The organism is Paenibacillus sp. FSL E2-0178, assembly GCF_038593005.1.
Classification (GTDB): Bacteria; Bacillota; Bacilli; order Paenibacillales; family Paenibacillaceae; genus Paenibacillus_AQ; species Paenibacillus_AQ phytohabitans.
Genome location: NZ_CP151953.1, coordinates 1,438,558 through 1,459,404, shown reverse-complemented (window position 1 = coordinate 1,459,404; position 20,847 = coordinate 1,438,558). Strand labels below are relative to the sequence as shown.

Below are 20,847 nucleotides of genomic sequence, written 5' to 3'. Positions count from 1 at the left end.
ACGGCAAAAAGGTAACGCTTACAATTAGGCGATAAAATGACAAATCCCTATAAAGTAAGTTCTAACGGGTCCTCTTTCGCGGATGATAAGATTACTTATGTAATAAATAAGCGCTTACATTGAAGCTGAACTCATAAAAGCGCATCAAAGGGGAGGATTACAAATGAAAAAAGGCATTGCGTTATTGCTGATTTGCCTGCTTATGCTTACTGCCTGCAGCTCCAATTCGAACTCTAACTCCGGCTCTAAGAACACAGGTAATGCAGCTGCGGACACCGGGACGGCGGGGAATCCGGCAACGACAGAACCTGCTCAGGCGAAAGAAATTACAATTTGGGCCTGGGACCCTGCATTCAATATTGCCGCGCTGGAAGTAGCCAAAGCGGAATATGCCAAAACTAACCCTGATGTCAAAATTAACATTGTAGAGTACGCACAGAATGATATTATCCAGAAGCTGAATACAGGCCTTAACTCCGGTACAACCAAAGGGTTGCCGAATATCGTGCTGATCGAGGATTACCGCTCCCAGAGCTTCCTGCAATCCTATAAGGATTCCTTCTATGATCTCAGCAGCTCGATTAAAGGCTCCGACTTCGCTGATTATAAGGCAGGACCAACCAGCCTGGACGGCAAGCAGTACGGCATTCCTTTTGACTCCGGCGTAACCGGACTCTATGTCAGAACCGATTATCTGGAGCAGGCAGGCTATAAGCTGGCCGATCTGCAGGATATTGACTGGAACAAATATATTGAAATCGGCAAAGCTGTGAAAGAGAAGACCGGCAAGGCGCTGATTACACTGGACCCGAACGACCTTGGGCTGATCCGGATGATGATTCAATCCGCCGGTGAATGGTATCTGAAGGAAGACGGCAAGACGCCGAATATTGCCGGCAATGCTCCGCTGAAGGAAGCTTTTGAAATCTATAAAGGGCTGACAGATTCCAATGTGGCGAATGTGCATGCCGACTGGAGCCAATTCGTTGCAGCGCTGAATAGCGGTGATGTGGCTTCGGTGCCTACAGGCAACTGGATCACGCCTTCAATCACGGCTGAAGCATCGCAATCCGGCAAGTGGGCCATCGCACCGCTTCCGAAGCTGACCGCGAATGAGTCGGTTCATGCCTCGAATCTCGGCGGCAGCTCATGGTATGTGATGAATGTGGACGGCAAGGAAACGGCAGCAGACTTCATGGCGAAGACCTTCGGCTCCAATGTGGAAATGTACCAGAAGCTGCTCACGGATATCGGTGTTATCGGTACGTTCAAAGCGGCTGCGGGCGGAGAGGCTTACGGCCAGGCCAATGAGTTCTTCGGCGGCCAGAAGGTTGTATCGGATTTCGCCGCCTGGACAGAGCAGATTCCAAGTGTTAATTACGGTATCAATACCTACGCTATCGAAGACATCCTTATTGTTGAAATGCAGAACTATCTGAACGGCAAGGACATTGACAGTGTGCTGAGCGATGCCCAGGCCCAGGCCGAATCACAGATTAAATAGCTGAATCTGACACACAGGTAAACCTTGGGCGTGGCCTGCGGCTCCCGGGCTTTCAGGAGGGCGGGCAGCGTCCGGGGTTTATTTTAAAAGATAAGAATTTATATGCTCCGCGCATAAATTATCCTTATCTTTCTCGCTGAAACGGTACCGTCCTAAAAAAGGACGGCAAAGCCGTTTCTACTTGAATACCATGAAGGGGCTGGGCCGATGTGAAAAAAACAAATTCGAGCGTGAGTATCCGTACCAAAAGCGTATTGACCGGATGGTCCTTCGTCCTGCTCGCGGTCATTCTGATCTTCGTCTTCTATTTCTACCCGATGCTCCAGGCGCTGATTCTGTCGTTCCAGACAGGAACGGGCAGCAATCTTACTTTCACCGGATTCGACAACTATTCACGGCTGCTGTCTGACAAAACCTTCATTACGTCCGTTAAGAACACCTTCATTTATCTGCTGGTACAAGTGCCGCTGATGATTGTACTGGCGTTGTTCATCTCGGTGTTGCTGAATGACAGCAAGCTGAAATTTAAGGGCTTTTTCCGGACGGCGATCTTCCTGCCCTGTGTAACTTCGCTGGTTGCCTATTCCGTAGTGTTCAAATATTTGTTCGCCGGCAATGGACTGGTGAATACCATGCTGCTGAAGCTTCATCTGGTCAGTGCCCCGATTGAGTGGATCACTGATCCGTTCTGGGCCAAAATTGCGATTATTATCGCGATCACGTGGCGCTGGACGGGCTACAATATGATTTTTTATCTGTCCGCCCTGCAAAATATTGACAATTCCATCTACGAGGCCGCCAGAATTGATGGGGCTTCGGCGTCACGGCAGTTCTTCGGAATTACTGTCCCGCTGCTGAAGCCGATCATCCTGTTTACCTCGATCACATCCACCATCGGTACCCTGCAGCTGTTCGATGAGGTCATGAATATTACGAAGGGCGGCCCGGGGAATGCGACGCAGACGATCTCCCAGTACATTTATAATTTGTCGTTCAAATATTCAGCAGACTTCGGTTATGCAGCTACCGTATCGTATTCCATCGTGATTATGATTGCGCTGCTGTCGGTCATCCAGTTCAAAGTGGCAGGTGATAAAAATGGCTAAGAGCAAACGTTTCTTCATGTATCTGTTCCTCAGCATCGCGGCCATTGTCTCGATCTTTCCGTTCTTATGGATGGTGGTCAGCTCCACGAACAAGTCGGTTGACGTCACCCGCGGGAGGCTGCTGCCCGGTACACATCTGCTGGATAATTTCCAGAAGCTGCTGGACACCACAGATCTGCAGTTATCCCTGATCAATTCCGCTAAAATCTCGATCACCACCACCCTGCTGGCGCTGCTGATTGCCTCGCTGGCCGGTTACGGCTTCGAAGTCTTCCGCAGCCGCTCGAAGGATATTGTGTTCAACATCCTGCTGCTGTCGATGATGATTCCGTTCGCCGCGCTGATGATTCCGCTGTACCGGATGTTCGGCAAAATCTCCAATGTGTTCCCGTGGATGGGCATTGATACAATGACTTCGGTCATCCTGCCTACGGTCACGACGGCATTCCTGATCTTCTTCTTCCGGCAGAGCACGAAGATGTTCCCGAAGGAGCTGCTGGAGGCTGGACGGATGGATGGTCTCAGCGAGCTGGGCATCTTCCTGCGCATCTATCTTCCGACCATGAAAACCACTTATGCCGCCGGGGCAATCATCACATTCATGTCGAGCTGGAACAATTATCTCTGGCCGCTGATCGTGCTGCAGACCCCTCAGACGAAGACGATGCCGCTCCTGATCTCTACTCTGGGCTCGGGCTACGCCCCGGACTACGGCATGATTATGATCGCGATTGTGATCGGCACGATCCCGACTGCGCTGGTGTTCTTTGTGATGCAGAAGCAGTTTGTGGCTGGGATGATCGGGTCGGTGAAATAAATTGAAATAGAAGCTTCCTATTATTGGGAGTAGTCTTGGCTGCAGAGATAGTTTGGACTTCCGGCCGCTGTTATATTTGAATTTCCTGATTTAAGCCGCATTGGTTGCGGTAGAAATTCAAATCTAAAGGCGGACGCTACCGCTCCTACAGTTCCAAACATCTCTTCCGCCACTCTTCCCAATTGGGAAAGATTCAAGTTCAATTGATTGATGGGGTGTGGGCAAGGAAGGGCAAGTGATCAGCGAAAGAGGCAAGCAGCAGAATGGATGCTGCTTGCCTCTTTCGCTTGCTTATTTTACTAGACGAGGGTTAAATTAGGGGGAAGGAGAGGGATAAGATGAGTTGCTTAACTGCGGACATTCATCCCGAATGTGGCGGCTGGAGCGGTGTTCGTTCAACCATGCAGCAATTGATGTATTCAGCTCCAAGCGGAATTCAGCAATAGTTGTATTCTGTACACTTAAAAACAGCGAAAAGGTAGACTCGCCTCTTTTAACTGTAGTCTGTACAACTAAATTTGCTTGAATGGGTGAGAATCTATATATATGGACTCTTTAGTTGTACGAAATACAACTAAACAGGTAATTGGTTGTAAATCAGACGTTTTAGTTGTACAAAGTGCAGTTAAGCGTAACGGAGGATGTACCATAATCGGGTCACGGCAACCCTCAACAGGCGATTGACCAAGAAACGCAGTAGCGGGAGCGCTACATTATTTCAAACGGAGCAGAATGAGAGGATGATTTATACTATGAAGCAGACAAAGAAGTTACTGGCGGGACTGCTGGCAGCGGGAATGAGCTTGGCGTTATTAATAGGGGTTAGTGCGGGGAAGGTGCAGGCCGCAGCCAAGGAATATCCGGTGCTGCTCAAGATTAACGATTATTATGTGCTCTATACGGCACCGAAGGCGCCTTATGTGGATTCACAGGGACGAATGATGATTCCATTGCGCTCGATCAGCGAGTTGCTTGGGGCGAAGGTCAGCTACGATGCCAAAAGTAAAACGGCTACAATCCGGATGGATGATGTAACGGTTATGTTCACGATTAGGTCGAAGTCCGTTTCGGTTAACGGGGTTGCCCGCTTCATGGATACGATTCCGGTATTGGAGCAAAATTCGATGTTCATCCCGGTCAGTGTGCTGGCGGGCAGTTTGGGCATCGTGAGTAAATGGGATCAGAGTAATCATCTCTATACAATGACAGGGGACACTCTGATGCAGACGGATATTATTAAATTAGCGATAGAGGATTTGGAGAGAAGCGCCTTTGGAGCACCGCCGGGGGCGATTATCAGCAATGAGGCTTTCCGTCCTGTCTCGTACACGTATGACGCGGCAAAGGGCAGCTTTACTGTCAAGTCGCAGAATATAACCGGAAATGATATTCCGGCAGGAGCATCGGATGTGGCAGCATATGTGGTGTTTAAAGATTCGGTCCAGTTCCCGGTGCAGAAACGGGACAGACCGGCTGTCGGGAAGGACGGGTTCACCTTGGTTACCACTCAGAAGCAATCGCCCTATCCCCCGCTTTATTTGCTTGTCAAAGGGAGGCTGCTTGACCGCTCCCCCATATAATTACCTGAACAAAGGTGGAATCAGATGATGAAAGATATGCAGGAAATCGTAAACGCTGTTAGCGGCTTGAAGGAAGATGAAGTACACTTGTATTTCATGCGGATTCTGGCGCAGATCAAGCGGTTAAAGGAACAGAGTGAGCGGCTTGAAGCACCGCTTGATGAACATATCGCGGGACCGGTTGGCAGCCTGCTGGGATACTACACCAGTCTGATGGATACTCCCAAAAAGCGGGAATTCTGGGACCCCTCACCGGATTGCACGCATGTGCATATCGTGTGCGGTGATTCCTTCGCCGGAGGCATGAAGCAAGCGTTGACAGGGCTAGGCTGGACAGACTCGCACAAGCTTGTTACACTGCGGGAGAATTATGCCATAGGTCCGCTGGTTCAGCTGGATTCACTGGAGGGAAGGAAGGCCCGGAGTAACTGGTTCCTCCAGAATATCGTAGGATACACTACCGCTTCTGATGAGTGCGAAGAAATGTATACGGAGCTTATGGACAAGCTTGTGCAGATTTCCGGACAGGCCGAGGTCGTGATCTGGACCAGCGGTAATGCTAATGAGCAGACCGGGCTGCGTCTTGCTGTTCATCTGCTGGGGAGCAGACAGAGCGGGATTGTGGTATGTGATGCCTGTGCAACTTGTGAAGAGCTGTACAACACTCCGGATGCCTCCATCAAATACCGTAGTTCCGGTGAGATTCCGGCCGATAAGCTTCGGGAGGCGCTGCTGCGCATTCAGGACGGCAACAAGCTTACTGCTGCGGATATCACGCGGCTGGACCTGGAGTGGCAGAACATCTCAGAACAGTCCCAGGTATTGCGGATATGGCAAGAGGATGCTGTGCTTGAGGTTCCGGCTGATTATTATGACAGCTACCTGCTGGAGAAGCTGGACTATCTGAAGCCGCCTTCCGGAGATGACGGATTCCTGAAATCAGCCCGGTTAGTCGGAGAGGCGCTGGGATATTGCGACCAATATATCGGGGACGCTTTTTTCGAATATAGGGTGAGAGAACTGATCTATAGCGGTATCCTGGAGATTAAGGGCGTTCCGACAGCGCTGAGATTCTACAGTGTCAGACGCAAAGCAAACTGAGCAGGGAAACAGAACGTTGAATGCCGGAAGTTAAAAATTACATTACAATTCAGGAGGCAGCCTATGCAAACATTATTCCGTTATAACTGGATGGTCCGCGAGGAATGGTACAAATGGTGTGAGGAGCTGCCGGAGGAAGAACTGCTGAAGGAACGGACTGGCGGAATGGGCGGAATCCTGAAGACGCTGGTTCATATTATCGATGTGGAATTGAGCTGGATCCGGGATATGGAGGGTAAGCCTGATTTTCGGGCAGATTTCCCGGAATATAACACTCTGCAGAAGATCAGGGAGCTGGATGCGAGGTTCCGGCCGGAGGTAGAGCAGTTCGTGCTGGCGTGGCATGAGGGGCTGGAGCAGAACATACTGAAGGATGAGCGGGCGGATGGACGGGTCATTGAGGATGCCTGGGGTGAGATTATGCGCCATATTATCGCTCATGAGATTCATCATTCCGGCCAGCTCTCTGTATGGTCCAGGGAGCTGGGCAGGAAGCCGGTATCCGCCAATCTGGTGGGCAGAGGGCTTGCAGGCAGTTTGCCCGGCGGAGAATAAAGGGTACTTTCAGTCCTCTTTCAGGTTTGTATTTTACAATGCCAGCAGGCATGAACAAGATACAAATCTGAGTGTTGAAAAGGCCGCATCCAAGGCGGGCGAAGCTTAGATTAGCTTTACAGCTCCGGCGGAAACCAAAGGTGACGCAGATCCACCCAGCCCTGGCTGTTGAAGGTAACACCTCTGACAGAGGGCAGATAAGCCGTCTCGGCAGGCTTCTCGTACAGGATGTGCAGCTGATGATCCCGGGTCAGGCTGTCCTCGATAATCCTGAAGCCCTCTGTCCGGGCAGCGGCGTCAGGCTCCCGGGAGATCATATGCAGCCTGCCTTCAATATCGGCGCGGGTGCGCGGCTCAATATGCTGCGAGAGTGTCAGATACAGATCGTACAGCCGCAGCTGTTCATCCTGATCACGGAGCAGAGAGAAGACAATCAGATCCGATTGCAGGCGGATCGGTCCCTTGAATTCCTCCGGGGATACGGAGACCACCTTACAGGCATATCCGTGCTGCTTCAGCCTTGCTGCAATGTATTCAGCGTCCCCGGCATACTGCGGAATGGTGGCAATCTGCAGTGCTGCCGCCGGAAGACCGGCTGAATGCGTGAAAGGTTCACGGGGAGCTTCATGCAGACAGGACAGAATATCGGCTCGGAGAAGGGGATCGCTTAGCGGTCCCTTTTTTTTGGTGTTGCAGGTGACGAATTTGCGTACCGAGGATTCGGAATGAATCTTGCTCAGGGAGCCGGTACCCGCTGCCTGCGGATTCGGAATGACATGGAAGCCCGAACCCGTCTCGGAGGGTCCCGGCGCAAGCCCCCAAGGTACATAGATGATTTCCACACGATCCAGATGGGCCCGCCCCTGAAAATAATAAGGAAATACCTCCAGCACGCAAGTATCCTCGCTCATCTCCACTACCTTGAAAGGCCCCGTTCCCGCAGGTCTTCGTCCAAATATATTCTCACCTATTGACTGCAGGTCACGGGGGACGATCGCCGCCCGGCTGGTGCAGAGGAACGGCAGGAAGAGCTCGTTCGGCTTCTTCAGCAGAATGCGGACGGTGGAGGCATTCAGTGCTTTGACTTCCTGGATTTCCTTGAAAATATAGCTGTATAGCGTCCGCTGTGACGTAGACATCATCCGTTCAAACGAGTAGACTACGTCCTCGGCGGTCAGTACCTTGCCGTGATGGAACAGGACTTCTTTGCGCAGATGGAAGGTCCACGCGGTACGGGCTTCGTCGGTCTCCCAGGCATGGGCCAGACCGGGGATCACTTTGCCGCGTTCGCCGCTGCGACCGACCAGACCGTCGAAGACATGGCTGGAAACAAAAGACTCTGCCAGCAGATTCATATACAGCGGATCGAAGGTATGAAGCTGCTGCGTGACCGGCAGCCGCAGCGTATCAATCCGCTTGTCACTCTGCATCTCGGCATGATGTCCGAAGTAAGCCAGCAGCCAGCCCTGGAGTGTATCCTGCAGGGCGGAGGTGCGGGTATGCCCGCGGATTCCCTCCAGAGCGCTGCTGATATCCTTGCTGCTGATGGCCTGCATCATGGATTCCAGAGCAATATCCTCGGAGGCTGCGAGGAACACCAGCTTGGAGCGCCGCCCCCGTCCACGGCTGGGCGTCCAGGTGATCCAGTTCATTTCTACCATTTTGCGGATCACATGCAGTGCGTTGCGGTGGGTACAGCCAAGGGTCAAGGCCAGCTCATCGAGGGTAACAAGGACCTCTGCCGGGCCTCCATGATGCGAATGCAGCTTCAGAAATTGACTGTGCAGCTTCATCTATAAGCTCTCCTTTCACAAAATAGGAAATTAATAATAATATATTTCTCTTTTTCTTCTTATTTTATCAGCTAGAATCAGGGTAGGAAAGTAAAAAGATGGAGGAATTTACCATGGACAATCAAACCGTATCCAAACCGGGGTTTGCGCGCGTTGTTTTGTTGGCCGCGTTTCTGCTTGCGCTTGTGCATCAGTTCCTGTTCTACGGCAAGATGCCCGGAATCTCTTACCCTATTTTTGTAGTGCTGTTCTACGCCTTTATGTTCTATTTCGGCAAGGAGAAGCTGCGTAAGCACAACTGGTTCAGCTATATGTGGACGGGTTCAGTCTTCCTTTTGTCGCTGACGTACGCACTGTTTGGCAACTGGTTTTTCTTCGGGCTGAATTTTCTTGTCATTCCGGCGCTGATTCTATTACATATGACTTATATGTTCAGTTACCGCCTGCCCTCCTGGAGCGGCTTCGGGCTGATCGGAGCGGCTTTGGAGCATTTCTTCCCCCAGAGCCTGCGCCACTGGAACACAGCGGTGAAGCTGTTACGCCGTAACCAGGGCGGGGTGTCTAATGCACGCAAGCAGGTTCTGATCCGTATAGTAATCGGGCTGCTGATTTCCGTTCCGCTGCTGCTGATCGTCACCTCGCTTCTCTCCACGGCGGATGGGGTATTCAACCGGCTGCTGTCAGAGCTCCCGGGTTACTTTGACAATATCTCCTTTGGCGAATGGATCAGCAGGGCGTTGTGGATTATCCTGCTTGGCCTCGGGATGTTCGGCTTTGTGTGGGGATTCATTGACAGTAAGTCCTATATCCGGACCTATCCGCCTGGAGGGCTGGATACTCTGACAGAGCAGGATGTGAATGAACCGGAGGAGGAAAGCATCGGCGTTGATGATCCGATCATCATTACTACGGTTCTGGCGGTGATCAATGCCGTATACATGCTGTTTGTGAGCGTGCAATTCTCGTATTTGTTCGGAGCCTGGGAAGGCATTCTGCCGGATGACAAGACCTATGCGGATTATGCACGGAGCGGATTCTTTGAGCTGATTCTGGTGACAGCGATCAATTTCGCTATTCTGCTGCTCTCCTTGCTGGCGGTGCGCAAAGCAGGCGGCGGGCTAAAGCGGGTAATTCAGATTCTGCTCTATATTCTGGTTCTGTGCTCGATGGTTATGCTCTACTCTGCCTACTCACGGCTGACATTGTATGAAGAAGCGTATGGCTATACCTATATCCGCTTCCTGGTGCATGCCTTCATGATCTTCCTCGGGCTGCTGCTTGTTCTGGCTGCGGTACGGATCAGCCGGGCAGAATTCCCATTGCTTAAGTGTTACATCGTGCTCGGTTTGCTGTCTTATGTGCTGATGAACTATATCGGGATGGATCATATTATCGCCAGGCAAAATATTCAGCGGTACGCCGCAAGCGGCACCCTGGATGCCAATTATCTGGCCGGACTGTCCGCGGATGTGGTTCCGGAGCTGATTGAGTTCAGCAAGCAGGAGAAAGGTATTCTTGACGAAGCGCTGCACAGCCGTTTGTCTGACCGGTCAGAGCCGCTGAAGAGCTGGCCATCCTTCAATCTAGCCAAGTTCCAGGAGCGTAGGGAACTGGAACAATATTTTGAGAAGGGCGTTGCACACTAATATGGGGATAAAACGGATAGTATTTATTCTGATTGCGGTGATCATTGCGGGTTTCGGTGTCTATCAATTCTCGGCATATTCCGAAAAGCTGACGCCTTCCACAGACCTTGCCCGCGAAGCGATCGGCGGTGTGAACCTGCATGACAATATTAATGACAGTCACCTGCTTAAGCAGTTAGGCAGCCCGTTAAGTAAAGAGGATAATGAGCTGTATGATTACTACCATTGGGAGGACGGTCTTGTCACTGCCTCTGTCCATTCCGGCCCTGACGGCGGTCTGATTAAGCGGATCATGATCACCGCCACGGATAATAACCGTTCGGATGATCCGCTCCATACAGCCTTAGGCATCGGACTGGGAGACACCAAACAAAGTGTGCTTGACCTGTATGGAAGCAAATATTACAAAAGCAATGAGCAGACCGCAGATATTATCGGATACATTGATCATAAACAAGGGGTAACTTTGGAATTCTGGTGTTCTCCGGATGCAACTGTAGCTGAAATCCGCCTGGACGACGCCGATATGAAGTAACGCCGGTTAGCCCTTTGCCCTGGAGCTGTGGTACAGTTTGAACATAAGATTGACTTTACACGGCGGGAGAGGAAGAACGGCATGAATTCGATAGTAAATCCGGAGGCGGTACGCAGTCTTGCGGAGCAGAATAATCTTACGGCAATGTTCAGCAGCGGCGCAATTGCCCAAATGGAGCTTCGGCGCTACAGCGACGGGAACGCAGTGTGTTCGGTGGGCGACCGGCTGGAGAGCATGTTCATTCTGGTGCAGGGCAAGCTGAAGATTCATACGCTGCTGCCTAACGGCAAATCAATGCTGGTCCGGTTCGCCAGGCCGATGTCGGTGATCGGGGATGTGGAGCTGCTGCGCCAGTATCCGGTCAAGAATGAGGTGGTATCGGTGGGGGACAGCCTGCTGCTGGTGGCCGGAAGAAAGCTGCTGCTAAAAGAGTTCGAAGACAATACGGCGCTGCTGCGCTTCCTCGTCGGGGAGCTGAGCCATAAGCTGTATACGCTGGGCCAGACCTCGGCCATGAATGTGCTGTATCCGGTGGAGAACCGCTTCGCCAGCTACCTGATGTCACTCTTCTCGGACAACACCGGCGCTCAGCGCGTGGAGGAGATCCGTACCTCCAGCCTGACAGAGACTGCCGATTTGCTGGGGACAAGCTACCGGCATCTGAACCGGGTGGTGCGCCGCCTGATCGAAGAAGGGATCATTGAACGCAGGCGCGGCCGGCTGATCGTGCTGGATGAAGAGAGGCTGGCCATGCTGGCGAACGGGAATTTGTATGAATGAACCTAAGTGAAAGTGAACTCTAGTGAGACTGAGTGAACCTGGGTGAATGACAGCAGCCTACTTACATAGCTATAGAAGTTTAACGCATAGAGTACTATTCCAGAAAACCGTCATCTCCTGCCTTTGGCCGGGGGGGCGGTTTTTTTGTGTTGTCTTTGAAAATATGGTGTTTATGTACTTGCATCAGGAATCCCACTGAAACCCACGGAGCCGGGCCGAATGTATGCGAAAAACCGAATACAATGTGCTGCCATGAAGGTATGTTACTGTAATTCATCATTCTTACAGCCTTGCCTGCATGTTTCAGCGAATGCTCAGCTCCATTTCAGATTGGTTTAAGGATTGGAACGTAAGATACAGGCATGAGGAAAAGATTAGCAACACGCTTGAGGAGGGACGGGCCAGCGCCAGACGCATGGAGCGTGCATGCAGGTGGATATACGCAGGATACATAGTGTACAAGCCCCTAAGGGCAGGGGTTATGCAGTATAGCTTACATATGGAGTGGAGGAGTTCATGATGTTCAATAGACTTAGAGGGATACGTGCCAAAATCATGTCCGGCTTCGCCGCCGTTATTATCGTGTTCATTATCGCAATCGCGGGCAGCACATTATTTCAGGGGAAGGTAACCATGCTTACGGAGCAGATCAACCGTAATTACAGCAAGCTGTCACTGGTGCAGGGGTTAACCGATGATATCCGTACAGCAGATGGGCTGGCGGCGAGGTATGTCATGAGCAATACGGATGAGGAAAGAACGGCCAACCTGACTGCTTATGAAGCGATGATCCCGCAGATTACGGCGGCGGCTGAAGAACTGAAGGGTGCGGGCCTGAACGAAGCTGAGCTTGCGGGAATTACGAATCTGGAGAGTGAATGGGGCAATTATCTTGCCGTGCTGGAGGAAGCTTTTGCCTTAGCCAAAGACGGGAATTTCCCGGAAGCCCAAAAGTCGTTTACGACGCTCTCTCTGGATACCATTATCGATTCACAGCTTGTATTTGAGAATATGCTGCATGAAGAAATTGCGAAGGAGCAGAGTCAGGCGGCTACCCACCGCAGCTCGTCTATGGTTACGAGTATGGGAGTCACGGGATTATCTGTCCTGCTGGCTGTGCTGATCGCGTTCGTGATGTCGGCACGGATTCTGAAGCCACTGAGTGATGTGAACAAGCAGCTCAAAGAGATTGCAGACGGCGATGCCGATCTGACCCGCAAGCTGAGTGTGCGGACGAAGGATGAGATCGGTGATCTGGCCCTGAATTTCAATAAAATGACTGATAATCTGGCAGCGATGATCGGCCAGGTGAATGCTTCTGCCAGCGGCCTCGCCGCTTCTTCGGTCAAGCTGACCGCTGATAGCGGGATGACTGCTGAAGCGACTGAGAAGATCGCCGGGATTATGGGCGAAGTTGCCACCGGCACGGGCCGGCAGATGAATGATCTGCAGACCAACATGAACACGATTATTGAAATGTCAGCCGGGATTCAGCAGATTGCTGCCAGTGTACAGGATATTTCGGAAGCCTCGCTGCGCTCTGCCGAATATGCGGTTGCCGGAGATCGATCACTGCAATCCGCCGGCCGTCAGATGGATTCCATCAACGAATCCATTCAGTCCCTCTCGCAGCAGGTCATGGGCTTCGTGAAGCGGTCACAGGAAATTGGCAGCATTGTCGGAGTGATCAAGGGGATTGCCTCGGAGACGAATATGCTGGCGCTGAATGCGACGATCGAAGCGGCGCGGGCCGGAGAGCAGGGCAGAGGATTTGCGGTAGTGGCCGATCAGGTACGCAGACTAGCCGAACAGTCAGCTGAATCCGCCAATCTGATTGCAGAGATGGCTGCCGGAATCCAGTCCGATGCCGACCATGCCGTGAAGGTGATGATGAACAGCATGAACGAAGTGCAAAGCGGAACTAATATCATTGAAGAGGCCGGACATTCCTTCCATGAAATCCGCAGCTCGATTGATTCGCTGGCCGGACAGGTTCAGGAGGTATCCGGAGCCGTGGAAGAAATCACGGCGGCAACGGAGGAAATCGTAGACTCCATCCGCACGGTTACGCAGATCTCGGAGACCACTGCGGCGAATACGCAGCAGGTATCCGCTGCCTCGCAGGAGCAGATGGCTTCGGTAGAACAAATTGCTTCATCTGCCAGCGCGCTGAGTATGCTGGCGCAAGGTTTGCAGGGTCTCGTGGCACGTTTCAACGTGTAGATTAACCGGTCTTCAGCTTATTTTCAGCTTGATCGTGCAGAATAATAGAGAATTCTCTCCCAGAGAATATAACATAGACCCTCGCCGGAAACGGCGGGGGTCTTTGCATTCAGCGGGTAGAAGCATTCATAATCATTCATGCCCGATGGACGAATATACTATTTCGCCATCTTTCTCAGGTAAGCTTCCTCAAGAATCTGAAGTAACCCTTCAGTCCGTATATGAATGAACGTCTCCCAGAACAGCCTGCCTTTCTCACTTAATTCTTGATCGGTGTAGCTGCCTTCTTCAAATTTCCCCCAGCAGCCATCTTCGGTAAGCTTGTCCCATCCCATATAATCTGCATACAACCGGTTCTCGGCAGGGATATTGGAGCCCATAGACTTCGTCTGAACCCGTTCAGGGCATAACCACATGGCGGTGCACACCGACAATAACCCGGCATGCATCTCATCTAAACCTTCCAGACCGGCTTGCGTCGCTGCTTCTGTCCAGGCATGAGGAGTGTTGTGATTCGGGGCAATCAACAGAAGCTCGGGGTACTTGTAATTGATATGCTTAACAAAGGCCGCTTCCCAGTACGCTCCACCATGTCCATTGCAAACTACGAACTTGGTAAATCCCTGTCTTGCTAAATTCATAATAATATCTTCTAACATTGCAGTTAAAATATTCGGGCTGACCGTTACCGTTCCCTTACAGTTGGCATGCTCTTCTGAAGTGTTAAACGGGAGGGTAGGCAGAACGTAGGCATTTAATGCTTTTCCATAGGATTCAGCATACAACTCTGCAATTAATGTATCCAAATGCATGGGAAGAAAGGGTCCGAATTGCTCGGTTGCACCAACGGAGATAATAACAGTATCAATTCCGCTGGCTGCAACTTCGGTCGTTGTATTTTTATAACTAAGCATAATAACCTCCTGATCATCTGGTCAATTAATTATCCCGTAGAATTACCTAAACCTTCATATATTGTCTATACAGCTCCTCAAAAGTATCATAACGTTCGACTGAACGGCCTGTCCGGTTATATTCTTCCAGATATTCATCCATCGCCAGCAGGAACTGCTCCTTAAATCCATCAAGCTGATCCGCATCGAAGTGTTGCAGCAGATCAAACCTCCGGGTTCCCCGCGACTCTGTCATTTCATCCAGGAACTGCTGTGCCCCCATTGCGGTATAGAAGGCATAGGATTTGTCTTTCATTTCGGCGCTTACAATAACCTTATGGCGGTAATTACACCATAGCTCCTCATAGGTGCCCGCCAGATTATCGTAGGCCGCTACAGGCTGGACTACATATTTTTGATATAGAGTATTGTACAGATCATGGATGCTTCTTAGAAGGGTATAGGTGGTGCTTCGTATGTCATCCATAGTCTTGGCATGAATCACATCCATATATATCGTTTCAAAATCCTCAGGAATATAATGGTAGGCGGCAATTTCCTCCAGATATCGCTTAAGCCCTCTTTTAAAATACGTATTATTCAAATTTGTCAGTGCATAGACCAGATTGTAGACCACCTCGCATGAATCCAGCCTGACGGTTCCGAGATCCTCAGCAAGCATGGTATTCGCATACTCCTGCTTGGCACTGTCGATCCGCTTCTTCGCTCTGCCGATGCATTCGCTCCCGATAGGCTTAGCTAAAGTGTCCAGCGCCCTCTGTCTGTACGCATTGAATTTCTCCATATATTCCGGTTTGGCACAATAGAGCACCTGCAAATCTATCAGACTGGAGGTCATCGGACTCTCAAGCGCAGCCTGCTCTTCAATCCGGGTCTCCCATGGAGTGCAATAGATATCGTATCCGACATCCCCCAGTATGAAGCAGGAAGAGATGCCCCAGCCCTCATGGTTGTTATTGATGATAATTAGATCCAGATCGCTTTTGTCATGGAAATCTCCGGTACGAAAAGAGCCCGTAAGCCCGATCATTGCAATCTCCTCCGGATAATCCCGCTTGGCCCGCTCAATCACCATGTTAATGAGTTTCTCGTTTTTAAGGAATAGTTCCTGTTGGTCAGCTTTATTCATATGTATTTCCCCCTTCACCCGCGCCTTGTGTATTCATTGTATAGGCATCTTGCCTGCGGGGGTATGCCGACTTTAGTTAAGTTTAAACTCTCCCGGTGTTGTTCAGTGGAATCGAGTGCTGCTGCTCCGCTCAGGAGTGCTGCATAAAAATATGAAATCCGTATTTATGCACACACTAATCATAGAATACGCCATCGACCTAAACCTAGTGATATCTTATATTATTACCATAATTAGTTAGTTCATAGCCGGTCTCCGGGTCCGGTCCGTTTCACTTGCGCTGGCGGAGAGGGCTGATCTGGCTGATTGCAATATTATCTTCAGGACAGCAGGAAGGCAGGGGGAATCAAGGAGGCGAGGAGTATAAGGATAAGGGGAAGGGGCATTTTTGAAAGCGCATACTTTAAGGCTGCATCATAAAATTATAGGAGGTGGTTGGCAGATGATTACCAGACACAAGGCTTCTGTGAAAAGGACATTCCTGCTGTACAGTCTGATTCTTGCGCTATGTGTGGGCCAGTTGGCGTTATTCCCGGCAGTGGGGGCAGCGGCAGGCAATCTGGCTCAAGGCAAGACGATTACCGCTAGCTCGGTCGGTGATGTGTATGTGGCAGCGAACGCCAATGACAGCAACCAGGGGACGTATTGGGAGAGTGCCAGCAATGCTTTTCCGCAATGGATCAAGGTCGATCTAGGCTCCAGCAGCAGCGTCAATCAGGTTGTACTCAAGCTGCCGTCAGCCTGGGAAGCAAGAACACAGACATTGTCCGTTCAAGGCAGTACGGATGATGCTTCTTACAGCAACCTGGCTGCATCAGCGGCCTACAGCTTCAATCCTTCCAGCGGCTCTAACACAGTCACAGTTAATTTCACTGCTGCAACAGCCCGTTATATTAAAATAACCTTCACGGCCAACACCGGCTGGTCTGCTGCGCAGTTATCCGAACTCGAGGTGTACGGAACTGCGGTTTCTACACCGGGAACTTATGAAGCGGAAGCTGCCGCCTTGTCCGGCGGGGCCAAAACCAACACAGATCACACCGGCTATACCGGGTCGGCGTTTGTTGATGGTTATCTTGCCCAAGGAGCAGCGACAACGTTCACCGTTTCGGCTGCATCTGCTGGCAATTACAGCGCAGCGCTGCGGTATGCCAATGCCTCCGGCAGCACCAAGACGCTGAGTGTCTACGTGAACGGTACCAAGATCAAGCAGACCCCGCTTGCTAATCTGGCCAACTGGGATACCTGGTCCACACAGGCAGAAATCCTGGCGTTAAATGCCGGAAATAACACGATTGCCTACAAATACGATGCGTCCGACTCCGGCAACGTGAATCTGGATCAGCTGGTCCTGACCGTCTCAACGGCCCCGACGGCTACAGCAACCCCCGTTCCGACGGTGGCACCAACGGTAGCGCCGACAGCCACACCAGTGCCAACGCCGACTGTTGCGCCGACGTCTACACCTACCGTAGCTCCTACTGCCACACCAGCAGTAACTCCAACAGCAACCCCATCTCCAACCCCAACTGTCACACCAACGCCTTCGCCAATTGCCTCGCCGACGGCCTCCCCAAGCGCGGGTCCTGGCTCGAACCTGGCAATCGGCAAAGCGGTTAATGCCTCATCTTCAGTCTTTACATTTGTACCCGCTAACGCCAATGACGGGGACCTGAATACGTACTGGGAAGCAGCGGGTGGAAGCTATCCAAATACACTGACTGTGAACCTTGGCGCGAACGCCAATGTAACCTCGGTAATTGTGAAGCTCAATCCGGCAGCGGCCTGGGCTACCCGTACCCAAACCATTCAGGTACTGGGTCATAATCAGTCTGCAGGAACCTTCACGAGTCTAGTTCCGGCCGCGGTGTACACCTTTAACCCGGCCAGCGGCAACTCCGTGACCATTCCTGTCACAGCAACGGCCAGCGAGCTGCAGTTGAAATTCACCACGAACTCCGGTTCAAGCGCCGGACAGGTAGCTGAATTTCAGATCATCGGCACACCGGCTGCGAATCCGGATCTGACGGTAACGGCAATGTCCTGGAGCCCTTCCGCTCCGGTAGAGACCGATGTCATCACGCTGAATGCTACCGTCAAGAATACCGGGTCTGCTTCAGCGGCAGCAACAAACGTCAGCTTCTATCTGGGTACCACACTTGCCGGGACAGCACCAGTCGGGGCTCTGGCCGCAGGAGCTTCGGCTACAGTATCGCTGAACATCGGTGCCAAAGATGCCGCAACCTATGCCTTAAGTGCAAAGGTCGACGAGAGCAACACCGTCATTGAGCTGAATGAAGGGAATAACAGCTATTTGAATCCCGCATCGCTTACCGTAAATCCCGTATCCAGCTCGGATCTGATTGCTTCTCCGGTCAGCTGGTCGCCGGGGAATCCGGCTGGCGGGAATACGGTGAGCTTCTCAGTCGCTATTAAGAATCAGGGAACGGCAGCCTCGGCAAGTGGTGCACATAACATCACACTGACCTTGACTGATGCGACCACCGGTGCGGTAATCAAAACGCTGACCGGTGCTTATAACGGTGTCATTGCCAGCGGCAGCACTACAGCTCCGGTTACTCTTGGAACCTGGACCGCAGTGAACGGGAAATATAATGTAAAAACAGAAATTGCCGCAGACGCTAATGAACTGGCAGTGAAACGGGCCAACAACATCCAGAATCAGTCGCTGTACATTGGACGCGGGGCCAATATGCCTTACGATATGTATGAAGCGGAGGACGGGGTTGTCGGGGGTGGAGCAGTCAAGCTGAATCCGAACCGCAATATTGGCGATCTTGCCGGTGAAGCCTCGGGCAGAAGAGCAGTCACGTTGAATACTACAGGCAGCTATGTTGAGTTCACCACCAAAGCCAGCACCAACACGCTCGTTACCCGGTTCTCGATTCCGGACTCGGCAAGCGGTGACGGAACAACCGCTACACTTAATATCTATGTGAACGGCGTATTCAACAAAGCCATAACGCTGAACTCCAAATACGCCTGGCTGTATGGCTCAGAGATCAGCCCGGGCAATTCGCCAAGCGCCGGTTCGCCGCGCCACATCTATGATGAAGCGAATATTATGTTCGACAGCACCATTCCGGCGGGCAGCACAATCAGACTTCAGAAGGACGCAGCCAACACTTCACAGTATGCGATTGACTTCGTCAGCCTGGAGCAGGTAGCGCCGATCGCTAATCCGGACCCGGCCAAATATACGGTTCCGCTCGGCTTCACGCACCAGGACGTGCAGAATGCGATTGATAAGGTCCGTATGGATACAACCGGCAACCTTACCGGTGTATATCTTCCAGCCGGATCGTATGAAACCTCGAACAAGTTCCAGGTCTACGGCAAAGCGATTAAAATTGTCGGAGCCGGACCCTGGTATACGCGGTTCTATGCGCCGGTTAACCAGTCCAATACGGATGTTGGCTTCAGGGCTACCGATTCAGCGAATGGATCAACCTTCTCAGGGTTTGCCTATTTCGGCAACTATACCTCACGGATAGACGGTCCCGGCAAAGTGTTCGACTTCTCCAATGTAGCGAACATTACGATCGACAACATCTGGACCGAACATCAGGTATGTATGTACTGGGGGGCGAATACCGACTACATGGTGATCCGAAACTCCCGTATCCGCAACACCTTCGCCGACGGCATCAATATGACCAACGGCAGCACGAACAACCTCGTGTCCAACAATGAAGCCCGGGCGACCGGAGATGACAGCTTCGCGCTGTTCTCGGCAATCGATTCCGGCGGCTCGGACATGAAGGACAATGTATATGAGAACCTGACCTCAATCCTGACCTGGCGTGCAGCCGGTGTAGCCGTTTACGGCGGTTATGCCAACACCTTCCGCAACATCTATATTGCGGATACACTCTGCTATTCGGGGATTACGATCAGCTCACTGGACTTCGGGTATGCCATGAACGGCTTCGGCGCATCGCCGACGACGAATTTCCAGAATATTTCGGTCGTCCGGGCGGGCGGACATTTCTGGGGCTCACAGACCTTCCCGGCCATCTGGGTATTCTCCGCCTCCAAGGTGTTCCAGGGCATCCGCGTCAGCGATGTGGATATCATTGATCCGACCTATCACGGGATTATGTTCCAGACCAACTATGTCGGCAATTCGCCGCAATTCCCTGTAGCGGACACGATTTTTACAAATGTTACGATTTCCGGCGCGCAGAAGAGCGGCGATGCCTTCGACGCCAAATCCGGAGTCGGCATCTGGGCCAACGAATCGGCAGAAGCCGGCCAAGGCCCGGCGGTAGGCAACGTTGTCTTCAACAACTTGAAGATCCTGAACACTGTAACGCCTATTAAAAATACCACGTCAACGTTTACGATTACGGTGAATCCGTAGGGCTGAAATTGTATAGCTGATTATTGTATGGCTGAATATTGCTCAGCTGCATTATGCTAAGTTGCATGATATTCAGCGTGCTGCAAAAAACCGCCTCCCGTGTGTCCGGGGGGCGGTTTTTCCCGTTGAAACGGATAACTGTCCTCCTATGGACAGCATAATCTGTTCATCTTGGAACCGGGTCTAGGACTGTTTGTACAAACAGTCACCTAACTGCGGAAATCCTGCATATTTTACAACATTTCAGGCTCTATATCACCTAAAATAAGGAAATATTGTATGTTATACAACAATTAAGGAGTTATATTGCTTATCCGAGGAAAAATATTGTATTTTGTACAACAATCCGTAATTTGGCTCGCTCATCTGCTGAAAATCCTGCATAAAGTACAACAATTCCGGTTGTGTCTCACATTACCGGTGTTATCCCTGCTAGTTAGTCCTGTGTCCGCGGTTGCAGCCCCCGCCGCCACGCACCCCCGCCGCCACACATTCCGCAATCCACCCCCGCCGCCACGCACCCCCGCCGCCACACATTCCGCAATCCACACACCCCGCAAACCACGCTACGCCGCCACACCCTCCACAATCCACACCCCCCGCAGTCACACCTCTCGCATCCCCTGCGCCACGTACCACACATTCCCCCGCAGATCGCCGTTCAGCACTAAGTACACTCATACAAGCCCTCTGGCTCGACTATTCAAGCGGGCATAGGCGGTTCAGCATTCTGTCCGTGGATATTAACAGGGTTTCTGGTTTAAGAGTAGCCCCTCTGAA

Annotated in this window: 14 protein-coding genes; 11 read left to right on the top strand and 3 right to left on the bottom strand. The window is 51.6% G+C overall.

What is annotated here, in order from left to right; all coding sequences use genetic code 11:
• Positions 1-163 precede the first annotated feature (163 nt).
• The 6 genes from MHI42_RS06875 to MHI42_RS06850 all read left to right on the top strand — a co-directional run bounded on the left by MHI42_RS06875 (position 164) and on the right by MHI42_RS06850 (position 6,663).
• Positions 164-1,504, top strand: coding sequence for an extracellular solute-binding protein (locus MHI42_RS06875; RefSeq protein WP_171719760.1), 1,341 nt, complete (start codon positions 164-166; stop codon positions 1,502-1,504).
• A gap of 209 nt (positions 1,505-1,713) precedes the next feature.
• On the top strand, positions 1,714-2,610 hold the full coding sequence (locus MHI42_RS06870) for a sugar ABC transporter permease (RefSeq protein WP_342423258.1): 897 nt from the start codon (positions 1,714-1,716) through the stop codon (positions 2,608-2,610).
• Positions 2,603-3,427 (top strand): carbohydrate ABC transporter permease, encoded by an 825-nt coding sequence (locus MHI42_RS06865; protein ID WP_042136184.1) that lies wholly within the window; start codon positions 2,603-2,605, stop codon positions 3,425-3,427. The genes MHI42_RS06870 and MHI42_RS06865 overlap by 8 nt, the downstream gene beginning before the upstream one ends.
• Before the next feature lie 752 nt (positions 3,428-4,179).
• Positions 4,180-5,007 carry a stalk domain-containing protein gene (locus tag MHI42_RS06860; protein ID WP_342423257.1) on the top strand — a complete coding sequence of 276 codons (828 nt, stop codon included), beginning with the start codon at positions 4,180-4,182 and terminating at the stop codon, positions 5,005-5,007.
• Between the two features lie 24 nt (positions 5,008-5,031).
• Entirely contained in the window at positions 5,032-6,108 is a 1,077-nt protein-coding gene (locus MHI42_RS06855) for a DUF1835 domain-containing protein (RefSeq protein ID WP_342423256.1), read from the top strand.
• Between the two features lie 63 nt (positions 6,109-6,171).
• Entirely contained in the window at positions 6,172-6,663 is a 492-nt protein-coding gene (locus MHI42_RS06850) for a DinB family protein (protein ID WP_342423255.1), read from the top strand.
• Between the two features lie 116 nt (positions 6,664-6,779).
• Here MHI42_RS06850 and MHI42_RS06845 read toward each other — a convergent pair whose 3' ends face one another.
• Positions 6,780-8,456, bottom strand: coding sequence for an ABC transporter substrate-binding protein (locus tag MHI42_RS06845; protein WP_342423254.1), 1,677 nt, complete (start codon positions 8,454-8,456; stop codon positions 6,780-6,782).
• A 113-nt stretch (positions 8,457-8,569) separates the two neighbouring features.
• Between MHI42_RS06845 and MHI42_RS06840 the strand changes: the two genes are divergently transcribed.
• The 4 genes from MHI42_RS06840 (at position 8,570) to MHI42_RS06825 (ending at position 13,640) form a co-directional block, all read left to right on the top strand.
• Positions 8,570-10,102: a DUF4173 domain-containing protein gene (locus MHI42_RS06840; protein WP_171719766.1), complete on the top strand. Its 1,533-nt coding sequence runs from the start codon at positions 8,570-8,572 to the stop codon at positions 10,100-10,102.
• Between the two features lies 1 nt (position 10,103).
• On the top strand, positions 10,104-10,637 hold the full coding sequence (locus tag MHI42_RS06835) for a hypothetical protein (protein WP_171719767.1): 534 nt from the start codon (positions 10,104-10,106) through the stop codon (positions 10,635-10,637).
• 81 nt (positions 10,638-10,718) lie between these two features.
• Positions 10,719-11,417 carry a cyclic nucleotide-binding domain-containing protein gene (locus tag MHI42_RS06830; RefSeq protein WP_342423253.1) on the top strand — a complete coding sequence of 233 codons (699 nt, stop codon included), beginning with the start codon at positions 10,719-10,721 and terminating at the stop codon, positions 11,415-11,417.
• 516 nt (positions 11,418-11,933) lie between these two features.
• Entirely contained in the window at positions 11,934-13,640 is a 1,707-nt protein-coding gene (locus MHI42_RS06825) for a HAMP domain-containing methyl-accepting chemotaxis protein (RefSeq protein WP_342423252.1), read from the top strand.
• Positions 13,641-13,798: 158 nt separating this feature from the next.
• Here the strand turns inward: MHI42_RS06825 and MHI42_RS06820 are convergent, their stop codons facing one another.
• Positions 13,799-14,554, bottom strand: a complete 756-nt coding sequence (locus MHI42_RS06820; RefSeq protein ID WP_342423251.1) for a creatininase family protein — start codon at positions 14,552-14,554, stop codon at positions 13,799-13,801.
• Positions 14,555-14,600: 46 nt separating this feature from the next.
• A complete protein-coding gene (locus tag MHI42_RS06815; RefSeq protein WP_342423250.1) occupies positions 14,601-15,683 on the bottom strand; it encodes a nucleotidyltransferase domain-containing protein in 1,083 nt (360 codons plus the stop codon).
• Between the two features lie 442 nt (positions 15,684-16,125).
• Between MHI42_RS06815 and MHI42_RS06810 the strand changes: the two genes are divergently transcribed.
• A complete protein-coding gene (locus MHI42_RS06810) occupies positions 16,126-20,067 on the top strand; it encodes a discoidin domain-containing protein (protein WP_342423249.1) in 3,942 nt (1,313 codons plus the stop codon).
• The last annotated feature ends 780 nt before the right edge of the window (positions 20,068-20,847 follow it).

Excerpts from the sequence above, each read along its gene's own strand:
- MHI42_RS06875 (WP_171719760.1), top strand. The coding sequence starts at position 164 with ATGAAAAAAGGCATTGCGTTATTGCTGATTTGCCTGCTTATGCTTACT.
- MHI42_RS06860 (WP_342423257.1), top strand. The coding sequence starts at position 4,180 with ATGAAGCAGACAAAGAAGTTACTGGCGGGACTGCTGGCAGCGGGAATG.
- MHI42_RS06840 (WP_171719766.1), top strand. The coding sequence starts at position 8,570 with ATGGACAATCAAACCGTATCCAAACCGGGGTTTGCGCGCGTTGTTTTG.
- MHI42_RS06855 (WP_342423256.1), top strand. The coding sequence starts at position 5,032 with ATGATGAAAGATATGCAGGAAATCGTAAACGCTGTTAGCGGCTTGAAG.
- MHI42_RS06850 (WP_342423255.1), top strand. The coding sequence starts at position 6,172 with ATGCAAACATTATTCCGTTATAACTGGATGGTCCGCGAGGAATGGTAC.
- MHI42_RS06830 (WP_342423253.1), top strand. The coding sequence starts at position 10,719 with ATGAATTCGATAGTAAATCCGGAGGCGGTACGCAGTCTTGCGGAGCAG.
- MHI42_RS06810 (WP_342423249.1), top strand. The coding sequence starts at position 16,126 with ATGATTACCAGACACAAGGCTTCTGTGAAAAGGACATTCCTGCTGTAC.
- MHI42_RS06845 (WP_342423254.1), bottom strand. The coding sequence starts at position 8,456 with ATGAAGCTGCACAGTCAATTTCTGAAGCTGCATTCGCATCATGGAGGC.
- MHI42_RS06825 (WP_342423252.1), top strand. The coding sequence starts at position 11,934 with ATGATGTTCAATAGACTTAGAGGGATACGTGCCAAAATCATGTCCGGC.
- MHI42_RS06820 (WP_342423251.1), bottom strand. The coding sequence starts at position 14,554 with ATGCTTAGTTATAAAAATACAACGACCGAAGTTGCAGCCAGCGGAATT.
- MHI42_RS06815 (WP_342423250.1), bottom strand. The coding sequence starts at position 15,683 with ATGAATAAAGCTGACCAACAGGAACTATTCCTTAAAAACGAGAAACTC.
- MHI42_RS06865 (WP_042136184.1), top strand. The coding sequence starts at position 2,603 with ATGGCTAAGAGCAAACGTTTCTTCATGTATCTGTTCCTCAGCATCGCG.
- MHI42_RS06835 (WP_171719767.1), top strand. The coding sequence starts at position 10,104 with ATGGGGATAAAACGGATAGTATTTATTCTGATTGCGGTGATCATTGCG.